General features: G+C 59.0%; 17 protein-coding genes. 13 read left to right on the forward strand and 4 right to left on the reverse strand.

Features of this window, described 5'->3' with window-relative positions; genetic code table 11:
• Positions 1 to 63: 63 nt before the first annotated feature.
• Positions 64 to 549, reverse strand: coding sequence for a flavin reductase family protein (locus tag AC3WWR_RS08985; RefSeq protein ID WP_033044483.1), 486 nt, complete (start codon positions 547 to 549; stop codon positions 64 to 66).
• A gap of 323 nt (positions 550 to 872) precedes the next feature.
• Between AC3WWR_RS08985 and AC3WWR_RS08990 the strand changes: the two genes are divergently transcribed.
• Entirely contained in the window at positions 873 to 2,279 is a 1,407-nt protein-coding gene (locus AC3WWR_RS08990) for a purine-cytosine permease family protein (protein ID WP_033044482.1), read from the forward strand.
• Between the two features lie 582 nt (positions 2,280 to 2,861).
• Here AC3WWR_RS08990 and galE read toward each other — a convergent pair.
• From galE to AC3WWR_RS09005, 3 genes are all read right to left on the reverse strand, one after another.
• Positions 2,862 to 3,839 carry a UDP-glucose 4-epimerase GalE gene (galE, locus tag AC3WWR_RS08995; protein WP_492598651.1) on the reverse strand — a complete coding sequence of 326 codons (978 nt, stop codon included), beginning with the start codon at positions 3,837 to 3,839 and terminating at the stop codon, positions 2,862 to 2,864.
• 71 nt (positions 3,840 to 3,910) lie between these two features.
• On the reverse strand, positions 3,911 to 6,541 hold the full coding sequence (locus AC3WWR_RS09000; protein ID WP_050511540.1) for a glycoside hydrolase 5 family protein: 2,631 nt from the start codon (positions 6,539 to 6,541) through the stop codon (positions 3,911 to 3,913).
• Between the two features lie 5 nt (positions 6,542 to 6,546).
• Entirely contained in the window at positions 6,547 to 8,073 is a 1,527-nt protein-coding gene (locus AC3WWR_RS09005) for an O-antigen ligase family protein (RefSeq protein WP_020799630.1), read from the reverse strand.
• 103 nt (positions 8,074 to 8,176) lie between these two features.
• Here AC3WWR_RS09005 and AC3WWR_RS09010 point away from each other — a divergent pair, with 103 nt between their 5' ends.
• The 12 genes from AC3WWR_RS09010 to AC3WWR_RS09065 all read left to right on the forward strand — a co-directional run bounded on the left by AC3WWR_RS09010 (position 8,177) and on the right by AC3WWR_RS09065 (position 21,189).
• Positions 8,177 to 9,568, forward strand: a complete 1,392-nt coding sequence (locus AC3WWR_RS09010; RefSeq protein WP_033039089.1) for an oligosaccharide flippase family protein — start codon at positions 8,177 to 8,179, stop codon at positions 9,566 to 9,568.
• A gap of 262 nt (positions 9,569 to 9,830) precedes the next feature.
• A complete protein-coding gene (locus tag AC3WWR_RS09015; protein WP_489325468.1) occupies positions 9,831 to 11,297 on the forward strand; it encodes an FAD-dependent oxidoreductase in 1,467 nt (488 codons plus the stop codon).
• A gap of 111 nt (positions 11,298 to 11,408) precedes the next feature.
• A complete protein-coding gene (locus tag AC3WWR_RS09020) occupies positions 11,409 to 12,026 on the forward strand; it encodes an acyltransferase (protein ID WP_020799627.1) in 618 nt (205 codons plus the stop codon).
• On the forward strand, positions 12,019 to 12,975 hold the full coding sequence (locus AC3WWR_RS09025; protein ID WP_168758357.1) for a glycosyltransferase family 2 protein: 957 nt from the start codon (positions 12,019 to 12,021) through the stop codon (positions 12,973 to 12,975). Before AC3WWR_RS09020 ends, AC3WWR_RS09025 begins: the two co-directional genes overlap by 8 nt.
• Positions 12,976 to 12,983: 8 nt before the next feature.
• Entirely contained in the window at positions 12,984 to 13,508 is a 525-nt protein-coding gene (locus AC3WWR_RS09030; protein WP_020799625.1) for a serine O-acetyltransferase, read from the forward strand.
• A gap of 5 nt (positions 13,509 to 13,513) precedes the next feature.
• Positions 13,514 to 14,491 (forward strand): glycosyltransferase family 2 protein, encoded by a 978-nt coding sequence (locus AC3WWR_RS09035; RefSeq protein ID WP_033039832.1) that lies wholly within the window; start codon positions 13,514 to 13,516, stop codon positions 14,489 to 14,491.
• 19 nt (positions 14,492 to 14,510) lie between these two features.
• Positions 14,511 to 15,422 carry a DUF535 family protein gene (locus AC3WWR_RS09040; RefSeq protein WP_020799623.1) on the forward strand — a complete coding sequence of 304 codons (912 nt, stop codon included), beginning with the start codon at positions 14,511 to 14,513 and terminating at the stop codon, positions 15,420 to 15,422.
• Between the two features lie 71 nt (positions 15,423 to 15,493).
• The gene (locus AC3WWR_RS09045) at positions 15,494 to 16,696 is read left to right on the forward strand and encodes a glycosyltransferase (protein ID WP_033039820.1); all 1,203 of its coding nucleotides are present in this window, start codon (positions 15,494 to 15,496) and stop codon (positions 16,694 to 16,696) included.
• Positions 16,693 to 17,880 (forward strand): glycosyltransferase family 2 protein, encoded by a 1,188-nt coding sequence (locus AC3WWR_RS09050; protein ID WP_033039818.1) that lies wholly within the window; start codon positions 16,693 to 16,695, stop codon positions 17,878 to 17,880. The genes AC3WWR_RS09045 and AC3WWR_RS09050 overlap by 4 nt, the downstream gene beginning before the upstream one ends.
• Entirely contained in the window at positions 17,880 to 18,623 is a 744-nt protein-coding gene (locus tag AC3WWR_RS09055; protein WP_020799620.1) for a WecB/TagA/CpsF family glycosyltransferase, read from the forward strand. Before AC3WWR_RS09050 ends, AC3WWR_RS09055 begins: the two co-directional genes overlap by 1 nt.
• A 239-nt stretch (positions 18,624 to 18,862) precedes the next feature.
• Entirely contained in the window at positions 18,863 to 20,005 is a 1,143-nt protein-coding gene (locus AC3WWR_RS09060) for a hypothetical protein (RefSeq protein ID WP_033039814.1), read from the forward strand.
• Between the two features lie 71 nt (positions 20,006 to 20,076).
• Positions 20,077 to 21,189 carry a glycosyltransferase 61 family protein gene (locus AC3WWR_RS09065; protein WP_033039812.1) on the forward strand — a complete coding sequence of 371 codons (1,113 nt, stop codon included), beginning with the start codon at positions 20,077 to 20,079 and terminating at the stop codon, positions 21,187 to 21,189.
• Positions 21,190 to 21,217: the final 28 nt, after the last annotated feature.

The raw sequence follows: 21,217 nt of genomic DNA on the forward strand, positions 1-21,217 counted from the left end.
AGCTCCTACAAAAGCTCACATACTCCCTGTAGGAGCTGCCGAAGGCTGCGATCTTTTGCTGTGTCAGGCCAGAACGGGCAAGGCACCCATCTTGCCGTGGCAATACACCAGTGGCCTGGCATTGTGTTGGGGCACGATCAGGTTCTTCACTGCGCCGACCATGATCGCGTGGTCGCCCCCTTCATACTCGCGCCACAGTTCGCATTCGATAACCGCCGTGGCGTTGGCCAGGATCGGGTTGCCGAGTTCGCTCAACGTCCACTCGATGCCTTGCGCCTTGTCCTTGCCCTTGCGTGCGAAGGCATAGGCTTCGCTCTGCTGGCCGCCGGATAGCACATGAATGGCGAAACGTTTGTTCCTGATCAGGACCGGGTAGGAGTCCGAGCTGTAGTTAGGGCAGAACAGCACCAGGGCCGGGTCCATCGACAGCGAGCTGAAGGCGCTGGCGGTCAGGCCGACGACCTGCCCATCGTCATCGAGTGTGGTGATCACGCAGACGCCGGACGGGAACGAGCCCATGACTTGTTTGTAGATGGCGGCATCGATCATTGGACTGTCCTCGGGAGTGGAACGTGGTTTTTATGAGTTTGTAGGTCTGATGGTATACCGTAATACAACTTTTGCAAGGGCTTTTTTGGTCGTCCGATAAACGTATGCCTTTGGTCTTTAAGTCAGTGTTTGCGGGGCTTTCAGCTAGGCAATAGGTGCAGATTGGCCGGAGGATGCCGGATCAGATGGGCGCTTAAAGACCGAATCAGTCTTGTGCAAATGTTGGAATACCATAATATGGTGCGCATCTGAGGGGCGGCCAGAGAGTCCCCCCGGTTTGGCTTCATACAAAGATAAGAACAGACAAACTCGAGTTCATGCATATGTCCCAGATGTCCCGGCAAGACCCGTTGATTGAAAATCACACGGTCGATTACGTTCCACTCGCAGAGCGCCATGGGAAGGCCCGCGATCTCTTCACCCTGTGGTTCAGCACCAACATCGCGCCGCTGCCCATCGTTACCGGTGCCATGGTGGTCCAGGTGTTCCATCTCGACCTGTTTTGGGGGCTGCTGGCGATTGCCCTCGGGCACATGGTGGGCGGGCTGGTGATTGCCTTGGCCTCGGCGCAGGGGCCGCGCATGGGCATTCCACAAATGGTCCAGAGCCGTGGCCAGTTCGGCCGCTATGGCGCGTTGCTGATCGTGTTCTTCGCCGCACTGATCTACGTCGGCTTCTTCATCTCCAACATCGTCCTGGCGGGCAAGTCGATTGTCGGCATCGCGCCCTCGGTACCGGTGCCGGCGAGCATCCTGATCGGAGCGCTCAGCGCCACGGCGATCGGCGTGATCGGTTACCGCTTCATCCATTCGCTCAACCGCATCGGCACCTGGGTCATGGGCAGCGCCTTGCTCGCCGGGTTCCTCTACATCTTCGCCCATGACCTGCCGGCGGACTTTTTCACCCGGGGTGGTTTTAACCTGTCCGGCTGGCTGGCCACCGTGTCCCTGGGGATCATCTGGCAGATAAGCTTTTCGCCTTACGTGTCGGACTATTCGCGTTACCTGCCGGCGGATATCGGGATTGCCAAGCCGTTCTGGGCCACCTACCTGGGGGCAACCCTGGGCACGATCCTGTCCTTCACCTTCGGTGCGGTGGCTGTGTTGGCGACGCCGGAAGGTACTGAAGCGATGGCCGCGGTGAAGCAATCCACCGGTTGGCTGGGACCGATCCTGATGGTGCTGTTCCTGCTCAATATCATCAGCCACAACGCCTTGAATCTGTATGGCGCGGTGCTGTCGATCATCACCTCGATCCAGACGTTCGCCAGTCAGTGGACGCCGAGCATCAAGGTGCGCGTGATGTTGTCGAGCGGTGTGCTGGCGGGTTGCTGTGTGGTGGCATTGGGCGCTTCGGCGGATTTCATCTCGCAGTTCATCGGGCTGATCCTGGCATTGCTGTTGGTGCTGGTGCCATGGGCTTCGATCAATCTGATCGACTTCTATGTGATCAAGCGTGGGCGGTATGACATTGCCTCGATTTTCCGTGCGGATGGCGGGATGTATGGGCGCTTCAATCTGCATGCGATCGTGGCGTATTTCATCGGGATCATTGTGCAGTTGCCGTTTGCCAACACGTCGTTGTATGTGGGGCCTTATGCCAATCTGGTCGAGGGTGCGGATTTATCCTGGTTGGTGGGGTTGGTGGTGACGTGTCCGCTCTATTACTGCCTGGCTACGCGTGGGCGGGTTCAGCAGGGTAGGGCCTCGGGACTGAGTTATACCGACTGACTTTTTGATCGCTGGTGTTTGTCTTACAGGTGTACATATCCATTCCTGCGGTAACGGCCACTTATGGTTTCGCCCTTACGGCGAGTCCCTTTTGTCAAACGCCACAAAAGGAACCAAAAAGTCTTGCCCCAGCGTCCGGCCCCTCGCTAAGGCTCGGGGTTCCTTCGCTCCGGTGTCCATCCAGGGGCATCGCCTCCGGTCGGCTTCGCTTCGACCTCCTCTCGATGTGTGCGGCTTCGCCGCACGGCGCTACGCGCCCGCCCCCCGGATGAACACCTCCACTCAGCCTGCCGAAGGGGCCGGCAGATCAAGATCAAGAGCTGAAGGCGAGCTAACGCTCGGCCTGATGAGTGGTGAAAAGCGGGTGTACGCCATTCTGCTTTTCTGTAGGAGCTGGTTTGCCAGCGAAGGCGGCCTAACAGCCGACCTGTCGCTCGCGGATGTGCTTGATCTACTGTAGGAGCGAGCGGGCAGCGATCCGACTTGCCCGCGCACCAGGCGCTACGGTGTATCTGGTAGTCCGCATTATCGTTCTTCGCCGGGAAGTCGGATCGCTGCCCGCTCGCTCCTACAGTAGTGCCTTCAATGCCAGGGATACTTCCTCTCCCACTCCCAGGCATGCGCCACGATCTGTTCCAACCGGGCGTATTGCGGTCGCCAGCCCAGCAGTGTCTTGGCCCTGGACGCATCCGCCACCAACCGTGGCGGGTCGCCAGCGCGGCGTGAAGCTTCGCCGATGTAGATGTCCCGGCCGGTCACGCGGCGCGCGGTGTCGATCACTTGTTGCACCGAGAAGCCCTGGCCATTGCCCAGGTTGAACGCCGTGCTGCTGCCACCCTTGAATAAATAGTCCACGGCCAGGGCGTGCGCGGCCACCAGGTCACAAACGTGGATGTAGTCGCGGATACAGGTGCCGTCCGGCGTGTCGTAGTCAAAGCCATAGACGGTGATGGTTTTGCGCCGTCCGGAAGCGGCCTGCAGGATCAGCGGCAGCAGATGGGTTTCCGGTTCATGGCGTTCACCCAACTGCCCGTCAGGGTCCGCGCCGGCGGCGTTGAAGTAGCGCAGGCAGACCGACTTGAGCCCGTAGGCGCGGTCGAAATCTTCCAGCATCTGCTCCACCATCCACTTGGTGCGACCATAGGGGTTGATCGCGGCCTTGGGGTGCGCTTCATCGATGGGCACGTATTGCGGGTCGCCATAAACGGCGGCGGTCGAGGAGAAAATGAAGCGTTTGACCCCGGCGCGAACCATGGCCTTGAGCAGCGTCAGGGTGGCCGCCAGGTTGTTCTGGTAGTACTTGGCCGGTTCGGTGACGGATTCGCCCACCTGTATGAAGGAGGCGAAGTGGAACACGGCATCGAAGTGGTGGCTGGCGAACAAGGCGTCCAGCGCCTGGGCGTCGGCGATGTCGAGCTCGACCAGTGTTCCGCCCAGCAACGCGCTGCGATAGCCCGTGGAAAAGTTGTCCGCCACCACCAGTTCGTGCCCCGCGCCAAGCAACTGCTTGACCATGTGTGAACCGATGTAGCCTGCGCCGCCAATCACCAGGAATTTCATGCCGCCTCTCCTTGATATTGTTGCGGTGTCAGCGCAAGGCGGCTGACCCGTCCTTTAAAAGGTCTTTGCCGTCACTTCAGATTTTCACTCGCTTGCGATGCTTTTTTCAGGAATAACCAATTGGACGCCTGCAGGCCGTCAAATTTGATGGTGTAGCGGCCATCCAGGTAGGTGGCAGGCAGTTTCCCCAGTTGCCCAAGGGGGCCGCCCTGGGTGAACAGCGTCAAGCCCGGGGGGGCCTGGATGGACAGCGTGCCCTCCAGAGGCTCGACATGGAAAGGCGTCTTGTCGTTGTCCTTGGGGACAGCCCGGGTGCCCAGGGAAATCAGCAGGTCTGCGGACTTGCCGACGGGCACGCCGTCCAGGCTTTGCACCACGACGCTGGCGTAGGCGGTCTTGAGTTGCACCTGGATATTGCCCAACTGGATCGAATTGCCGCCGATCCAGCCGGTGGCCGCCTGGGTGCGAGGCGTATCGATGGTGTAGAGGCCTTGTTTCCAGTTGCGCTTGAGTTCACCGGTGTCCGTGGTGGATTCGCTGGCCGTGGCGTCCAATAGAGACTGTGCCGGGTCGTGGAACACCTGTGCGTTCCTGGCGATGATGCCCGGTTGCAACCAGGGCAGTTGCGGCGTCTGTGGCATGGCGATTTGCAGCTTGCCTTTCTCCATGGCGGTGCGCAGCAGGGCCGAGCTGTCGGGTGTAATGCGTTGGTTGAACAGGGTTTCTGGTGTCGGCGCGAAGACATAGGTGGTCTTGGCTTCGTGAACGTCGCCGCGACGATAAAGCAGGGCGGCGGCGGGCAGGGTGGCCAACATGGCCGGGTCGTTGTAGGCGTGCCAGTTGCCGGCTGACTCCGATTGCTCGGTGAGTGGTTCCTGGCTATAGGCATATTGCATCAGCGCATCCCAGCCCTGATGGCTGGCCGTGCCGGCCATGTACAGAGGCAGCGAGTGGCGGTCGGCTATCGGGAAGGGTTCGTTGTTCCATTCGGTGACGGTCAGGGGTTTGCCGACGACCTGGCCGGCGCCAATCCAGTCCACCAGGCTGGCGCTGGTCAGCGGGTTTTTCTCAAGGGTCCCCGGGCCACCGTAGATATGCACGTCGACCACGTCACCGGCGGTCAGGGCGGGCAGGGCGCTCAGGCCATTGCCGCCCCAACTGCTGGTCGTGGCAATCGGCACTTTCACGCCGGTCTCGCGCAACGACTCGATCATGTCTACGTTGAAGCGCCGTTCCAGGTCGTTGAGGAACAGCTTGGCGGGGCCAGGCTCCCAGGATCGCCAGGTCTGGTCTTCAGGCAGGTTGTGCTGTTTGGCGAAGGCTTTGGCAGCCTTCATGTACAGTTCGTTGTGCTTGGGCACGGACTTGTCGGGCAACAGGGCGTTGCCATAGTGTTGGGTGATGTCGTTTTCGTTGGTGATCAGCACGGCGGCAACCGCCGGGTCATCCTTGTAGGCCAGGCCCGTGTAGCTGTTCACGTGGCTCAGATAATCCTTGGCAAAGCGTTTCATGGCCCGCTGGATCGTCTCGTTTACGTACGCATAGCCCTTGAGGTCGGCGATGCCATACTCGTTCTTCGGCAATTCATCGAAGGCAAAGATGTTGTCGTTAGCCCAGAGGGCTCGTTGAACGTGCATGTCGAGCCATACATAGATGCCCTCATCCTTGAGGCTCTTGATCCACAAGTCGAGCTTCTTCAGCGATTCTTCGCTCAGGCGCTGGGTATCATGCACTTTCCTGCCGTCACCGAAGATGTTGGGAAGGACCCACCACGAATCATGGTGGTGCAGTCGCACCAGATTGAAACCCAGGGCCGAGAGACGCTTGGCCTGCAGCTTGATCGCATCGTCGGGTGTTTGAAATAACGTATAGGCCGACAGGTTGGTGCCCCAGAAGCGCGCCGGGGTGTTGTCGGCAAACAGCAGTTGCTCGCCCACAGCCTTGACGAAACCACGCTTGCCTGCAGGTTTTTCCGGGGCATTGAGAAAGGACAGGTCGACCGGTGCGGTTTTCCAGTCCAGTCGATCGCTCGGCCAGCTTTTCGGATCCGCAATTCCAAGGCGCTCGGCGGCGGTCGGCCCCAGCACCACATCGCCAGATACGCTGAACGTGGCTTTGAAGTTTTCGCGACCGGGCTTGATCCGGTCCTTGTAGAGAAACGCCCGCACCTGGGATCGATCACCCGGTTCGAAATACACCCTCGCCAGCGCGGGTTCGAAGCGCATCTCGATGCGCCGCCCCTGGGCATTGCCCCAGGTCCAGCCACGGTTGCCAGGCAGCAACACCGGCTCACCCATTGCTTCGGCAAGGGCCGGGTCGAAGTTGAAGACGATACCCCCGCCCATCACGTTCGTCTTGAGGCTGCGGGCATCCAGCACAAGGTTGATGCTCAACGTCTGCTCGTCTTGCTTGCGTATCTGCCCGGTCGCATCGAAATCGAGCTTCTGGCTCTTGCCCTCCATGGCGTAGACAAAGGGCGAGATCACCTTGAGCGAGGGGGTGAAATCCGCCCAGTCCCAGTTGCCACCCCAAAAGACGAATTGAGAGGCCATGGCAGGGCTGCCACCACGCGTGACCTGGGGCAGGCCGCTGCGTTCATCCACGCTGGCGACCCACTCCGCCGCCCGGGTACTCAATGGCCAAATGGCAACGGTCAGGAGAAAGACTGACAGCAAAGGCATGCGGTAAAAAAAACACGTCATGAGCGTTACCAGGTCTGTAGGAGGGTACTCTTGCTGCTTGCTGTCTCTGCGCGCTTGAGCCTGCGCGCCATCTGAGCATAGGACACGCCCAGCCCGGCTACCGACCAATACACCACGGGGATGACCGTAATGCTGCTGACGGTGATGATGGTCACCAGTATTCCGGCCAGTGTCGCCAGCAAGGCACGTCCAAGTCGCCGCGACTCATCCTCCTGCTTGGGGAACGAACGCATCGCCTTGCGAATACCAAGCGCAATGGTGGCGAAAAAAGCCACGAACAGCGTCAGCCCGATAAAGCCCATTTGCAGGGCGATGCCGATATAGGTGTTGACGATGTCGATGATGCCCTGGCCCTGGATCATTGACTGCATTTCAGGGGTGCTGCGGTAATCGAAGGAACCCAGCCATGGATTGCGCTGGATGACGATCAACGAGTTATCGATCAAGCGCTGGCGGTAGGTGATGTTCTCGACTTCTACAGAGCCGATGAAGGGCAGCAGATCAAGGATTTTCTGTCCGCCGGGCAAGATGGCCAACAGGGGCAGGGCGAGCAAGGCGGCGCCCCCGAGCAGCACCAGGCGCCTGACCGCATAACGGCCGGTGCCGATGAACATGACGATCATGACGGCGGCACCGATCCACGGGCCGCGCGACAGCGGCGCAAACAGTCCTCCAGCGAGCAGCAGGGCACCGAGTCGTCGCTGCAGTTTGCTGCGCACACCCTCCTGCAGGAACAGGTAAAAGCCGATGGCCACGGCGATGACATAGCCCAGCGCAATGGCCTGGCCAGTGGTGACGCTGGCGCGCAGCGAGCCGCCACGGCTGAGATAGGTGGCGATTTCCCATTGCACGCCCATGGCGTAGGTCAGCCCGTTGTACAGCAGCCATCGGCGGGTATATTCGAAGAGACCGATCAGCGACAGCAGCATGGCGGCGAGTAAAAAGGCCAACAGCGCATCCTTGAAGTCGCTGACATTCTTCATGGATCGACTGGCAACGTAGTAAGGCAAAAAAACATCGACGAACAGATAGAGCGATTGACGCAAGGTGTCGGTGGGCGTGGTCTGGCGCAGGAAAAGCGCAGACGTCAGCAGCAGGTAGGCCAGCAGCAGTTTGTCCGGCAGTGTGCGCCCGAAGGGCAGTGTGTCCGGCCGCTTGCGCAACGCCAGAAAAGCCGGGAGCAACACGCACAGTGCCAGTAGTCGTACATGGTTCAGGTCAAAAAGATAGTTGACCAGGCCGAAGCCGGGGACCTGCGCATTGGCGGGTGGAATGAGAAACAACAGCATGAAAAACAATGCGAGGGGATTGCGCTCACGCTGTCGCGTCACCGCCAGAATGATTGCGGTAACGCCCGCGTACACCCAGAAGCTATGGGAAAAAAAGGCTAGCAGCGTCAATCCGAACCAAAGGTTGCGCCGGCGGGTGAAATCACTCAGTGGGATCAGATCGGCCGCCGGTCGCCGTGCAAAAGCGAAGACGATACCGGCAAGGACCAGGATGACGACTAACGCGCGAAAGTGCTCAGGCATGGGCTACCGACTTATTTGATGAGAGAGCGATGGCTAATGGCTAGTGGTTTGCCTAATAGCGACTATAGTACCTTTCGAGTCGTTCAATACGGGGATTGATGTTATGCCGTCAGTTAACATATCGCCAACGTTCAGCCTTCGTCGTCGAGCGATATCTGCTGGGGCATGGAACCTGGGGGCGCTGGTCACTTCACAAGTGATACGCCTGGGCGGCAACCTGGTGATGACCCGTCTGCTGATGCCGGAAATGTTCGGCATCATCGCCATTGCTACCACCGTTTTGTTCGTCCTGCACCTGCTCTCCGATGTGGGGTTGCGCCAGAACATCCTCCAGAGTCCACGCGGCGACGACCCGGTATTCCTCAATACCCTCTGGACCGTGCAGATCGTGCGCGGCTTCGTGCTGTTCGCCTTTACGCTGTTGCTGGCAGCCGCTGCCTGGTATTCGCAAGTCATCGATTTCTGGTCGCACAACTCCACCTACGCCGCCCCTGAGTTGCCGATGGTGTTGGCCTGGACCGGTGTTACCGCGATCATCTACGGGTTCCAGTCGACGAAAGTCGACCTGGCCGTCCGCGCTTTCCAGCAAAAGAAAGTGGTGATCGCCGAGTTCGTCTCCCAGGTCGTAGGCCTGTTGGTGATGCTGGTCATCGGTTACTTCACCCATTCCATCTGGTCGCTGGTGGCGGCCGGCCTGGTCACGGCCCTGGTCAGCACGTTGCTTGGGCATTTCTGGTTCGAGGGGCCGTCCAACAGTCTGCGCTGGGAACGCGCCGCACTCCACGAACTGATGGTCTTCGGTCGCTGGATCCTGTTGTCTTCGGCCGTGGGCGTACTGTCCATGCAGGGTGACCGGATCATTTTCGGCGGCAGCATGACAGTCTTCGAAATGGGCGTGTATTCGATTGCCGTGCTGATTCTTGGCGCTTTGCAGACCGGCGTATTGAAAGTGGTCGGGGCCGTGGCCCTGCCAGCCTTCGGCGAAGCCGCGAGAACCAACGACTTCGAGCGCCTGCGCAGTTTGTATTACCGCTTCAAGATGATGGTCGACGTTGCGTTGCTATTTCTTTGCGGGTTCCTCTGGGTCACCAGTCCACTCATCATCAAAGTGTTGTACGACGACCGTTACGCCCAGGCCGGCCACATGATGGCCGTGCTCTCGACGTCGTTTTTCGTGATGCGCTACATCGTGGCCAATCAAATCTGGATCGCCCTGGGGCTTACCAAGTACCAGGCCATCGATAACATCATCCGTGTGGTGTCGTTATGGGTGCTGGTCCCGTTGTTACTGGCTTTCGGTGGGGTCGATTGGGCGATCTGGGGCGTCGCGCTGCATACGTTGCCGACCTTGGTGTTGGTTGTGTATGTCAATCGTCGCGTGGGTATTCTCGATATCAAGCGCGAGCTGATTGTGTTGCCTATGCTGGTGGTAGGGGCGTTGTGCGGGGAGCTGGTGCTGGTCGTTTTCAAGTGGCTTTTCGATTTAAGCGCTTGACCGGTTTTTCTTGACGTTGAAGCACCCTTTGAATCTCGGACGCAAATCTCGATCCAGTGGAGTCGTGAGTGATGAGTGAACGCGTGTTGAATACCTCTGTCATCAGTCGCAGGGGACTCATTCGGGCATTTGCCCTGTTAAGCCTGGGGGGGCTGGCGATGAAATTTACCGGGGTTGGGGCTCGGTCTACTGCAGGAAAATCGGAGTTTGTCGTGATCAACGGGTGGGTATTACCTGCCGCGCATTTCCGGTAACTGCAAATATGATCAAAGACTACCAAACGCAGAAAGACCTGCGCGATCACTATGATTTCTGCATCGTTGGTGCAGGCCCGGCCGGCATTACGCTGGCCTTGCGTTTGGCTGGCAATGGCTGGCGTGTAGTGCTTCTGGAGGGCGGGGGGCGCGAGTATGCCGCGTATTCGCAGAACCTCTACAAGTGTCCTTCGACGGGGCTGGATGTCTTCGCTGAAGAAACCCGCCTGCGCTATCTGGGTGGCACCTCCAATCATTGGGCAGGTCGTTGCCGCCCCTTCGAGCCTTCCGACTTTGCCCTGTCCCCACCGGTGAACTTGCCCGGTTGGCCCATCGCGTTTTCCGAGATGGAGCGCAATCTGCCAGCGGCCATGGCCATTCTGGACTTGCCGCTGGACTCGGGATTCAAGACCGTCAACGCGGCCTTTAAAAGCGATGAATTCGAAGCCGACCGTTTCCTGCTCAGTCCACCGACCCGATTTGCACAAAAGTATGCCAAGGAACTCGAGGAGACCGAGGGCCTGGATGTCTTCATCAATTGCAATTGCGTCGACCTCGATTTCGACAGCAACACCGGCCGCATCACCGCCGTCGTGGTGTCCGATTACGAACGCCAGCAAGAGCGTGTCTCGGCCAAGCAATTCATCCTGGCCACCGGTGCGATCGAAAATGCCAGGCAGTTGCTCAACAGCAAGTCATTGGCCGCTGCCGGCGTTATCACCGAGGATGGCCTGGTCGGTCGATGCTTCATGGAACACCTGAACATCGCCCTCGGTACCTTCATCCTCAACGAAGGTGAAAGCCGGGAGGCCAGGCAGTTCTTCACCAAGGATGCGTTTGTGGTCGAGCATCATTCCGGTAAAGGCAATGTCACCGCGTCCTTGGTGTCGGCGGTGGAAACCTATGGACGCTTGGCGGCAATCAAGGGTTTTTTCGAGAACCTGGCCTGCAAGGCAGGCATGGCGCACAAGATCGAGTTCATTGCCAAGTTCAACTGTCCCGGTGACGGGGAGCTCGGAACGATGATCGAGCAGTTTCCCAACCGCAACAGTCGCGTCTCGTTGACGCAAGAACACGATGACCTGGGGATGAGAATGGTCAACGTCCATTGGGAGCTCGCCCCTGAAGACAGGGAGACCATAAAAAGCATCGGCCTGGAGGTGGCAAAGTGTTTTGCCGAAGAAGGGCTTGGCTATGTCAAGTTGGAGGAAGCGGTGTATGACGTTTCCCTGCCGCTCAAAGTCGTGCCGCATGCCCATCACATGGGCACTACGCGGATGGCCAGCTCCCCTGAATTCGGGGTGGTCGATGAGAACAGCAAAGTGTTCGGCACCAATAACCTGTACGTCGCTGGCAGCAGTGTGTTTGCAACGGCCGGCGCGAGCAATCCAACCATGCCGCTGTTGCAGCTGACGCTGCGGTTGGCGGATTACCTCAACCATCAAATGGGCCCTGCGGCAGGCAGGTATTCTTGAGTGAAACAGTCTTAGGGAGAGCCACCAAAGCAGGGTGCCACTAGAACAACAACCATGGTGCATCTGGTCTTGGTACCGATGTGAAACGCTGACATTTGTGAGGCTGACAGGATGATTGGGCTAGCAAAGCGTGCAATACGTTACTACGTCAATAAAACGGGTCGGGGGAAGGGTTTATTCAAGAAATTTTGCCATCCCACAGGCTTCGAATGGGCAAACTACCTGGCGCGCTGGGGAGGCATTCATTCGGTCGGAAAGGGAGTATGGATCAATCCCGGCTGCAACATCCCCGACCCTTCGCTATTACGCATCGGCAACAACGTCGGCTTGTCCGATTGCACGATATTCGGGCATGACGGGCTGATTGGCGTGTTCGAAATCAGCGCGGGTAAACAGCTCGACTCCGTCGGTGCGGTCGATATATTCGACAACTGTTTCATCGGTTACCAGGCCATCGTCATGCCGGGCCGCAAAATCGGTCCGAATTCAATCGTTGCCGCCGGTGCCGTGGTCACCCGGGATGTTCCGCCCGGTGTCGTGGTGGGCGGGAACCCGGCGAAGGTGCTCTGCACCGTTGAAGACCTGATCAAGAAAATCGAAGAGCGTTGCGAAGCCTATCCCTGGATGGAACTCATCCGCCAGCGCGGCACGCACTTCGACCCGGATTACGAGCCCAAGCTCAAGGCCATGAGGGCGCAGTACTTCTTTGGCGAGAAAGCCAATGAGTAGCGCGCCGCTGGATGTGCTCGTCGTCAACTACAACACGGCGGGTCTGTTGCAGCCCATGTTCAATGCGCTGCGCCAGTCCAAGAGTACCGACCACGCACGCTACCTGGTGGTGGACAACGCTTCGGCGGACAACTCGCTGGATTGCCTGGGCGATATTTGTCCAGAGGCCGTGTTGCTGGCCAATAAAGACAATGTCGGCTTTGGCCGGGCCAATAATCAGCTGGTTGAACACCTGCAGGGCAAGTACGCGTTGCTGCTCAACACCGACGCGTTTGTGTCCGACGACACCCTGGCCAAGACCCTGGAGTACATGGAGGCTCATCCCGATTGTGGGATCCTCGGTGTACGCCTGGTCGGTCGGGACGGCGAGATGCAACCGTCCTGCCGTTATTTTCCGACGCCGCTGAATGTCTTCCTCGTGACGGCCGGCCTTGAACGCTTCTTCCCGTGGGTGAAACTGGTCGACGACCTGGACTGGGATCATGCCTCGGTGCGCGAGTGTGACTGGGTACCCGGTTGCTATTACCTGATCCGCCGTGAAGTGATCGACAAGGTCGGCCTGTTCGATCCGCGCTATTTCCTCTACTACGAGGAAGTGGATCACTGCCGGCGCGTCAAGGAGGCGGGCTGGAAGGTAGTCTACTACCCCCACACGTCGGTGGTGCATATCGGTGGCGAGAGTGCCAAGTCGGTCGACAAACTGAACATGGACGGCCGACAGCTGCAGACCCTGCAAATCGAAAGCGAGCTGTTGTACTTCCGCAAGCATCACGGTTTGCCGGGGTTGGCCTTGCACATGCTGCTGGTATGCCTGTGCGACCTGATCCTGGGGCTCAAGGCTTTGTTGAAAGGTCGCGGTCGGGCCGCCATCAAGGCGTGTTGGCAACACACACGTGTGACCTGGGCACTGTTGCGTAAAACCAAACTCGGTAGCCAACCCACACGGTAGGTCAGTCCATGTTCGAAAACATACGTGCGGACTTGCGAGCATACGAGGGTGATTGGGGCGCCCAGGGTTTCTGGGTGATGCTGGTGTATCGCTTCGGGCGCTGGCGCTACGGCGTGCGCCCGGCGCTGCTGCGCAAATTGCTGTCCTTTATCTACAAAGTGCTGTTCAAGCTGGTGCAGATCGTAACGGGCATCGAGCTGCCGTGCGAGGTGGTGGTCGGGCGCAACTTCGTCATCGATCATTTCGGCGGCATCGTGATCAGTGGTTATGCGCAGTTCGGCGATGACTGCCGTATCCGCAACGGCGTAGTCGTCGGGCTCAAGAACGTGAAGGAGCCGATCGCCCCGGTGATGGGCAACAACGTCGATATCGGTACCGGCGCCAAGGTGCTGGGCAATATCCGCATCGGCAACAATGTGGTGATCGGCGCCAATGCCGTGGTGTTGACCGATGTGCCTGACAACTCGGTGGCGGTCGGCGTGCCGGCGACCATCAAGCAGCGCAAGCTTGCCGATGCCGAGCAATTCTCATGAACACGGTGACGACGGGGGTTGGGGTCGTTGTCATCGGTCGCAATGAAGGCCAGCGACTCGAGCGTTGCCTGGCTTCGCTGGTCGGTGCGGCGCAGCAGATCGTCTATGTCGACTCGGGCTCCACCGACGGTTCAGTACAGATGGCCCGAAGGCTTGGTGTCGAGGTGGTTGAACTGGACATGAGCATTGCCTTCACGGCCGCACGTGCACGCAATGAAGGTTTCGCCCGGCTGCAACGGCTGTTGCCATCGATGCGTCATGTGCAGTTCGTCGACGGTGATTGCGAGGTGGTTGCCAGCTGGCTACCCCATGCACAGGCCTTTCTTGAGGCCCGGCCTGAGGTGGCGGTGGTTTGCGGGCGGCGCCGCGAACGTTTTCCGCAGCGCTCCATTTATAACCTGATGTGCGACCTCGAATGGGATACGCCAACCGGTGCGACCAGCGCCTGCGGTGGCGATGCACTGATGCGCGCGGACGCCTTCGCCACTGCGGGCGGGTATCGCCCGGACCTGATTGCCGGGGAAGAACCGGAGCTCTGCGTGCGGCTGCGAGCCAAGGGGTGGAAGGTCTGGCGCTTGCCTGCGGAAATGACTTTGCACGATGCGAGCATGACCCGCTTCGGCCAATGGTGGCGGCGCACCTTACGCGGCGGCTATGCCTTCGCCGAGGGCGCGTTTCTACACGGTGGCGCACCGGAGCGCCATTGGCGCCGCGAGTCGCGCCGCGCCTGGTTCTGGGGCTTGGGCGTGCCGCTGGCGACGGTCATTGCCACGCTGCTGCTGGGCTGGCCCGGGTTGTTGCTGCTGTTGATCTATCCGCTGCAGGTCGCGCGCCTGGCCCGGCGGGGCGCTGGCCCTGCGCGGCAAAACTGGCTACTGGCGTTCTTCCTCGTGCTGGGCAAATTTCCCGAGATGTTCGGGCAGGTCAAGTTTCTTTTGAACAGGTTCGGTGCCGGCAAATCCGCATTGATCGAATACAAGTGAGACTTCGATGGACTATTGGATGATCGTCAAAAGCGTCTTCTCCGTGCACGCTGGCTATTCCCTGAGGGCATTGAAGAACAAACTCAAGTTTGTGCTATTGGTGGGCAAGAACTGGACCGAGTTGAATCTGTTTTTCGGGCGCATGTCCAACGCGCTGGGCGATACCGGCATCGAGAGACTCGGCGGCGATTGCCTGGGCGTTATCCACTGGCCCTACATCAGCAAAAGCTGGAACTCCCAGGACAAACTGGGCGTGATGGCCTCGCATTACGAGGTGGTCACGAAAAGCTGCCCGCAATTACTGCTGTTCGGGCGCGACGACAGCCTGGTCCTGAGCGACCTGACGGCGTGGTCCGATGGTTGCACGTTGGTACTGGACCGCCCGTTCTGGTTCATGCGTGAAGGCGAGTTGGTGCTGAATCTGTTCCAGGGCGATCTGCGCATTGCCTCGATCGCCTTCACCTTGTGCTGCACGGAGGGTGAGCTGTGCATCTTCATCGGTGCCGTGCAGGGCATCCATAAAGGCATCGAGAGCGAAAGATCGCTGGCCATCTACCGGGATGTCACCAAGGACTTCGAAGGCCTGCGACCCAGGAGCTTTCTGATTGAAGTGATCAAGTACATCGCCAGCCATATCGGCGTCGGAAAAATCTACGCGGTAGGGGATGTCTATCGTCATCATCGCCACCCGTATTTTGGTGCGCACAAAGCCCAGGAGCTGGCCGCCAATTATGATTCGATCTGGCTTGAGCACGGGGCGACACCGTCTGCGCGCGAAGACTTTTTTGAAATCCCCATGGCTTCGTCCAGAAAGCCGCTGGAAACCATTGCTTCAAAAAAACGCGCCATGTATCGCCGGCGCTATGAGCTGCTGGACGATACCTTCACCAGGATCGACCAGGTGCTGAAAGGCAGCTACGCAGTGAATTGACGTGACCGGTTACTGGACTACTGTGGGGGTACCTGCAGTAACAACTTCGACGACATTCAAGCCGGGTGCCCATGCGTATCGCTTATTTCATCAATCAATACCCGAAGGTCAGCCATAGCTTCATTCGTCGCGAGATCCTGGCGCTGGAGCGCCAGGGCTTTGAGGTCCAACGCATCGCGTTGCGAGGCTGGGATGCCGAATTGGTGGACACCGAGGACGAGTCTGAACGCAGCAAGACCCAATACGTGCTGGCGGACGGCGTCAAAGCGCTGCTGCGACCTGCGCTGCAGGTGCTGCGTACCCAACCGCGGCGGTTCTTTTCGACGCTGTGGTTGGCGCTGCGCATGGGGCGGCGCGCCGATCGTTCCTGGCCGTACCATCTGGTCTATTTGCTCGAAGCTTGCCGCGTGCTGTCCTGGATGCAGGCGTTCGGTGCCCGGCACGTGCATGCCCACTTCGGCACCAACTCGACCGAAGTGGTGATGCTGGCCAACGCACTTGGCGGGCCGACGTACAGTTTTACCGTGCATGGTCCGGAAGAGTTCGACAAACCGCAGTTCATTCACCTGGGCGAGAAAGTCCGGCGCTCGGCGTTTGTCGCGGCCATCAGTGCCTATGGGCGCAGCCAGTTGTATCGCTGGGTCGACCCGGCGCATTGGGCTCGGGTCAAGGTTGTGCATTGTGGCCTGGAGCGGGCCTTTCACGATGTGCCCGCAGTGGCGGTGCCGTCTGCGCCGCGGTTGGTTTGCGTGGGGCGCCTGTGTGAGCAGAAGGGCCAATTGCTGTTGCTGGAGGCCGCTCGCCGCTTGGCCGAACAAGGCGTGGCATTCGAACTGGTCCTGGCTGGCGACGGCGAAATGCGCCCGCAGATCGAAGAATTGATTGCCCGGCACGGCCTGCAATCGCGTGTGCGAATCACCGGCTGGATCAGCAGCGAACAGGTGCGCATGGAAATTCTCGCCGCGCGGGCCCTGGTACTGCCCAGCTTCGCCGAAGGCTTGCCGGTGGTCATCATGGAAGCCATGGCGTTGCGCCGGCCGGTGCTGACCACTTATGTAGCGGGCATTCCCGAGCTGGTGCGCCAGGGCGAGAACGGCTGGCTGTTTCCCGCGGGCGCGGTGGAAGAGTTGGCGGTGGCGCTGGCGGACTGCCTGGCGCAGCCGGTCGAGCAGTTGCAGCGCATGGGCGAAGCGGCTTATCAGCGTGTGCTGGAGCGCCATGATATCGATACCGAAGCGACCAAGTTGGCTCACCTGTTCAAGGCGCAAGCATGATCACATTCCTCAATTGGCTACTCGGCGTACCGCTGGCGATCATCCTCCTGCCGGTACTGGTGCTGTTCGTGCAGGTGCTGCTGGCTGGCTTGCCGGTGCGTGCGCAAGCACTCGCACAACGCCCGCGACCTCGGGTCGCGGTGCTGGTGCCGGCCCACAATGAGTCCTCGATTATCCAGGCCACCTTGAATTGCCTGCGCCCGCAACTGCAGGAGGGCGATCGTCTGTTGGTGGTCGCCGACAACTGCTCGGACGACACCGCCGTGATGGCGCGTGCGGCCGGCGCGGAGGTAGTGGAACGCAGCAATGCCCAGCAGCGTGGCAAGGGCTATGCACTGGATTTTGGCGCGCGTCACCTGGCTGGTGATGCGCCGGACGTGCTGATCATTGTCGATGCCGATTGCCAGGTGAACGAGGGCTTCATCGAACGCCTGGCCATACAGTGCATCGACTCGGGGCGGCCGACCCAGGCGCTTGACCTGATGCGTGCGCCAGCGGGTTCGGGGCTGAAAGTGCAGATCGCCGAGTTTGCCTGGTGCGTCAAAAATCGGGTGCGACCGCAAGGCTGGGCTCGGCTGGGGTTGCCCTGTCAGTTGATGGGCACGGGCATGGCGTTCGTCTGGCGGGACCTGCCCTTGATCACGCTTGCCAGTGGTCACATCGTCGAAGACCTGAAAATGGGCCTGGATTTCTGTCGCAGCGGCAAGCCACCGATGTTTTGCCCTGATGCCCTGGTGACCAGCTATTTCCCGCGCAGTGACGAAGGCCTCACGACCCAGCGTACGCGTTGGGAGCATGGTCACCTGGGCGTGATCCTGGGCGACGCGCCAAAATTACTGGTGGAGTCGCTTGCCCGACGCAACTTCAACCTGCTGGCCATGACCCTGGATCTATTGGTGCCGCCACTGGCGTTGCTGACGTTGTTGTTGGGCGCGGCGTTTGTCCTGTCCTGGTTGGTGTTGCTGCTGTTCGGTGCATGGCTGCCGGCATTGATCGCATCGGTGGGGGTGGTCATGTTGATGATGACCATCTTGCTGGCGTGGAGTCAGTTCGGTCGCGCCATCATCGCGTTTTCCGCGTTGCTGTACGCACCGTTCTACGCACTGAAGAAAATCCCCCTGTACCTGGGCTTCCTGGTTAAACGCCAGGTTGAATGGGTGCGCTCCAAGCGAGATGACTCCTGATGCGCGCATTGGCCTGGCAGCACAACTGGCAAACGATCATCCAGTCACTCAAGGTCATCGGCGATAGCGATCAAGAGCAGCGCTTGATCGAGGCATTGGCCTGGCCGCAGCGGGCAACGGTGCTCGGGTTCGTCAACGCCCATGCGATGAACCTGGTTGCCAGGGACGATGCCTACTACCAGGCACTGTCGGCCGCCGACGTATTGCTGCGCGATGGCTCCGGCATGTCGATCCTGTTTCGCCGAATGGGCAGGGAGCCGGGGTTGAACATGAACGGCACGGACTTCATCCCCAAGTTACTGTCGGCCTATAAAGGACGGCGCGTTGCGTTATGGGGCACGCAAGAGCCTTTCCTGGCCCATGCGGCAAAGCATTGCCAAACGGCATTGGCAGTCAATGTCGTGTCTGTCCACCATGGTTTCGACGATGTGCAGACCTACCTCGAACTTGCCCGGCAACATCAGCCGGAACTGGTGGTGTTGGGCATGGGCATGCCCAAGCAGGAAATCGTTGCCGCCCGGCTGGCGGCCAGCGGCGTGCCCTGCCTGATCGTGTGTGGCGGGGCGATCCTGGACTTTCTCGGCGGCAAGGTGAGTCGCGCTCCGCAATGGGTGCGAGGCCTGGGTTGCGAGTGGGTATTCAGGCTGCTCAGTGAACCCAAGCGGCTGTTCAGTCGTTATGTGGTCGGTAACCCTCTGTTCATATTGAGAACGCTTGCCTGCCCGGTACCGACCCGGGGGTGAGGTGCGTGCCGTAAGAACAGGCTCGGCAGCGTAATATCTTGCAAAACTCCGGCGTAGCATCTTTACTGCTCATGTAAGCGACGACTTGCTGACGCGGTAATAATTTGTTTCGCCTTTGGTGCGAATGGCGACGAAAGTTTGACGCCGGCCATCATCGTGTTAAAGCCTGATTTTCAGTTCGTTATTCCTTGATTCGAACTTTCGAATAATCTTCCTTAATCATTTAGTGTTAATACCAAATGAAAGAATATGTAAAGGGACTGTTGCGTCAGTTGATTACGCCGTCGGTACGCTTTGAACTGCGGAAAGCCCATGCCTGGCTGCGCGATATTGCCGGCCGAGCCTGTTTTTGGCGCTGGGAATTTGTCAGGTTCAAGCTGCGCGAAGAGAGTCCTTACGACATTCTCTATATGGGGCGTAAGGCACAGCGTGAATTTGTGAAAGTTCTCATGGGTGCTGAACCTCAGGTTGCCAATCAGCAACTTAGGGCGAATAAACCAGGCATAACGGTGTTCGTCAGTGAAATACCGACGCCGGGCGCACTCTGTGTGCCCCAATATCTCAGCGCCGTAGTTCCTCTGGGCCGCTCGATCGAGGACATCACCGCAAGATATAACTCTGAGCTGCGGCGCAATCTTCGCAAGAACCGTTTGCGCTATCGCCTTAAACAGGCGTTGAACGACGATGAAATCGAAAGCGCCGACCAAGGCATGCTGCAACCCTATGCCAGCGCAAGGCATGGCACGTCTGCTTCGCAAATTGAGCAGCAGGAGGTGCGAAGGGTGGCCAAAACCGCCGGCCGCCTGGACCTGGTGCTGCTGGAAGACGAGGTGGTCGCCTGTCACCTTGGCTGCGTGATTACCCGCGCGGGCAAGCGCTACTGGAGCACGATCCGTTTTGGCTACCCCGAAACAGTCTATTCGAATGCGAAAAAGCTTAGGGAAATCAATTCGATCACCACCTTCATGGCGCTGGAATGGGCGCTGGAAAACGGCTTTGATTATTACGATATCGGCACTTGCCTGGCGCGCCCGGACGACGGCTTGCTGGAATGGAAAAGAAGGCGTGGCGGCGATGTCGATACCCTGAATAACCACGGCTATCTGTTTGTCCGGCTGCCCAAGGTGGGCGTCGCGCAATTTCTTTGGGAAACACCCTTGTTTGCCGTAGAGGGTAAAAAACTCACCCTGCATCTGGGTTTGCCGGACGGGCAAAGTGATGAGGATATTGCCGAGCGCTATCGCGAAATGGGATTTGGCGGGCTGAGCAAGGTCTATCTTCATTGCGCCAAGGCGCCACCGGAACAACTGCTCGAGACTTTACGCGCTCGATACGGTCATCTGAAGGTACCACCTGTCATGGAAAGTATTATTTGCAATTGACTGGAGTTTGATAGTGCGCACAAGGACGACAAGCGCTAATTGTATTTAAACGCATTAGAGTGGTAATCCTTATGTCGCAATCGAATATGTTGGTGAGCGGCGCTGGGGCGAAATGGAGTTTTGCTGCGTATAAACACATGTTCAAGGAGAAAGTTGCCAGGAAAGCGCCGCTGGACCTGCAAAGTGTCGCGGTAAAAACCTGGGATGTGGCTCCCCCTGATGAATCGATTGCACCCCCTGCTTTTTACCTGCCCAACCAGCTTGAACGCGTGACGGGATGGCAGTTTTATCCCTTCGAGCATCCCCGTCGCACCATGGAGGGCAACGGGCTCGTGCAGCACGGCCCCACTCGCGCCTTTCTGCTCAAGGACGCCTGGCTGATCGACGGCGCGCTTTACAAAGGTGATGCCAAATCCTGGTTATCGCCCAGGGCCGGTTGGTTGCCGAAGATTCGCATAGAACACGAAATCGATCGCGCAGCGATGTATTGCACTGTGGGCGGCAATAAGTGGTTTGGATCGTGGATGGTGGATGATTGCATCACCTATCCCATGGCGAGCCAGCTCGGCGTTCCGGTGACCACGGAACTCGCTGAAACCGAAGTCAGCGTAACCCGGCACGGGATACTTCACGCCCCCGGTTATGAAAAGTGGCTGGGCATGAATCCGCTGCGTATGCGCAACGCATTTTTTCGTGAACTGGTGATTTTTGACGACATCAGCCAGAACCGCCACAAGCACATGCGCTTTCGCGCAATGACGGACAAGTTGTTGTCCCATGTCAACGTCAATTCGCACCCAGGGGTGTTCGTGCTGCGGGGCAACAAGGGTGAGTTGCGGTTGCTGCGCAATGAACTGGAATTGGCTGAACGCCTGCGCGAGCGCCGCGGTTTTCGCATCATCGACCCCTCGAAATCCGATGTGGCGACCATCGTCGCGGCTTGTGCCGGCGCCAGGACCGTGATCGGCATCGAAGGCAGTCAACTCATACACGGCGTCAATGTCCTTGCGCCCGGTGGTTCGCTGCTGGTCCTGCAACCCCCTGATCGTTTCGTCTGCTTCTTCAAGTACCTGACGGATCGTGATCAGCAAAACTTCGGTTTTGTGGTGGGCACCCCGGACGGCGAAGGTTTCCGGATCGATCCCGATGAGGTTGAGCGCACCCTCGACCTGTTCCCGGCCTGACGCTTTTGCGGCCTCGTGCTTAACCCGG

The sequence above is a fragment of the Pseudomonas sp. EB271-G4-1 genome (assembly GCF_058791355.1).

What these genes read in the sequence shown, in the direction of transcription:
- AC3WWR_RS09030 (WP_020799625.1), top strand. Translation starts at nt 12,984, where the DNA reads ATGTTCGAAAACATACGTGCGGACTTGCGAGCATACGAGGGTGATTGG.
- AC3WWR_RS09065 (WP_033039812.1), top strand. Translation starts at nt 20,077, where the DNA reads ATGTCGCAATCGAATATGTTGGTGAGCGGCGCTGGGGCGAAATGGAGT.
- AC3WWR_RS09015 (WP_489325468.1), top strand. Translation starts at nt 9,831, where the DNA reads ATGATCAAAGACTACCAAACGCAGAAAGACCTGCGCGATCACTATGAT.
- AC3WWR_RS09040 (WP_020799623.1), top strand. Translation starts at nt 14,511, where the DNA reads ATGATCGTCAAAAGCGTCTTCTCCGTGCACGCTGGCTATTCCCTGAGG.
- AC3WWR_RS09025 (WP_168758357.1), top strand. Translation starts at nt 12,019, where the DNA reads ATGAGTAGCGCGCCGCTGGATGTGCTCGTCGTCAACTACAACACGGCG.
- AC3WWR_RS08985 (WP_033044483.1), bottom strand. Translation starts at nt 549, where the DNA reads ATGATCGATGCCGCCATCTACAAACAAGTCATGGGCTCGTTCCCGTCC.
- AC3WWR_RS09060 (WP_033039814.1), top strand. Translation starts at nt 18,863, where the DNA reads ATGAAAGAATATGTAAAGGGACTGTTGCGTCAGTTGATTACGCCGTCG.
- galE (WP_492598651.1), bottom strand. Translation starts at nt 3,839, where the DNA reads ATGAAATTCCTGGTGATTGGCGGCGCAGGCTACATCGGTTCACACATG.
- AC3WWR_RS09010 (WP_033039089.1), top strand. Translation starts at nt 8,177, where the DNA reads ATGCCGTCAGTTAACATATCGCCAACGTTCAGCCTTCGTCGTCGAGCG.
- AC3WWR_RS09000 (WP_050511540.1), bottom strand. Translation starts at nt 6,541, where the DNA reads ATGACGTGTTTTTTTTACCGCATGCCTTTGCTGTCAGTCTTTCTCCTG.
- AC3WWR_RS09055 (WP_020799620.1), top strand. Translation starts at nt 17,880, where the DNA reads ATGCGCGCATTGGCCTGGCAGCACAACTGGCAAACGATCATCCAGTCA.
- AC3WWR_RS09005 (WP_020799630.1), bottom strand. Translation starts at nt 8,073, where the DNA reads ATGCCTGAGCACTTTCGCGCGTTAGTCGTCATCCTGGTCCTTGCCGGT.
- AC3WWR_RS09020 (WP_020799627.1), top strand. Translation starts at nt 11,409, where the DNA reads ATGATTGGGCTAGCAAAGCGTGCAATACGTTACTACGTCAATAAAACG.
- AC3WWR_RS09050 (WP_033039818.1), top strand. Translation starts at nt 16,693, where the DNA reads ATGATCACATTCCTCAATTGGCTACTCGGCGTACCGCTGGCGATCATC.
- AC3WWR_RS09045 (WP_033039820.1), top strand. Translation starts at nt 15,494, where the DNA reads ATGCGTATCGCTTATTTCATCAATCAATACCCGAAGGTCAGCCATAGC.
- AC3WWR_RS08990 (WP_033044482.1), top strand. Translation starts at nt 873, where the DNA reads ATGTCCCAGATGTCCCGGCAAGACCCGTTGATTGAAAATCACACGGTC.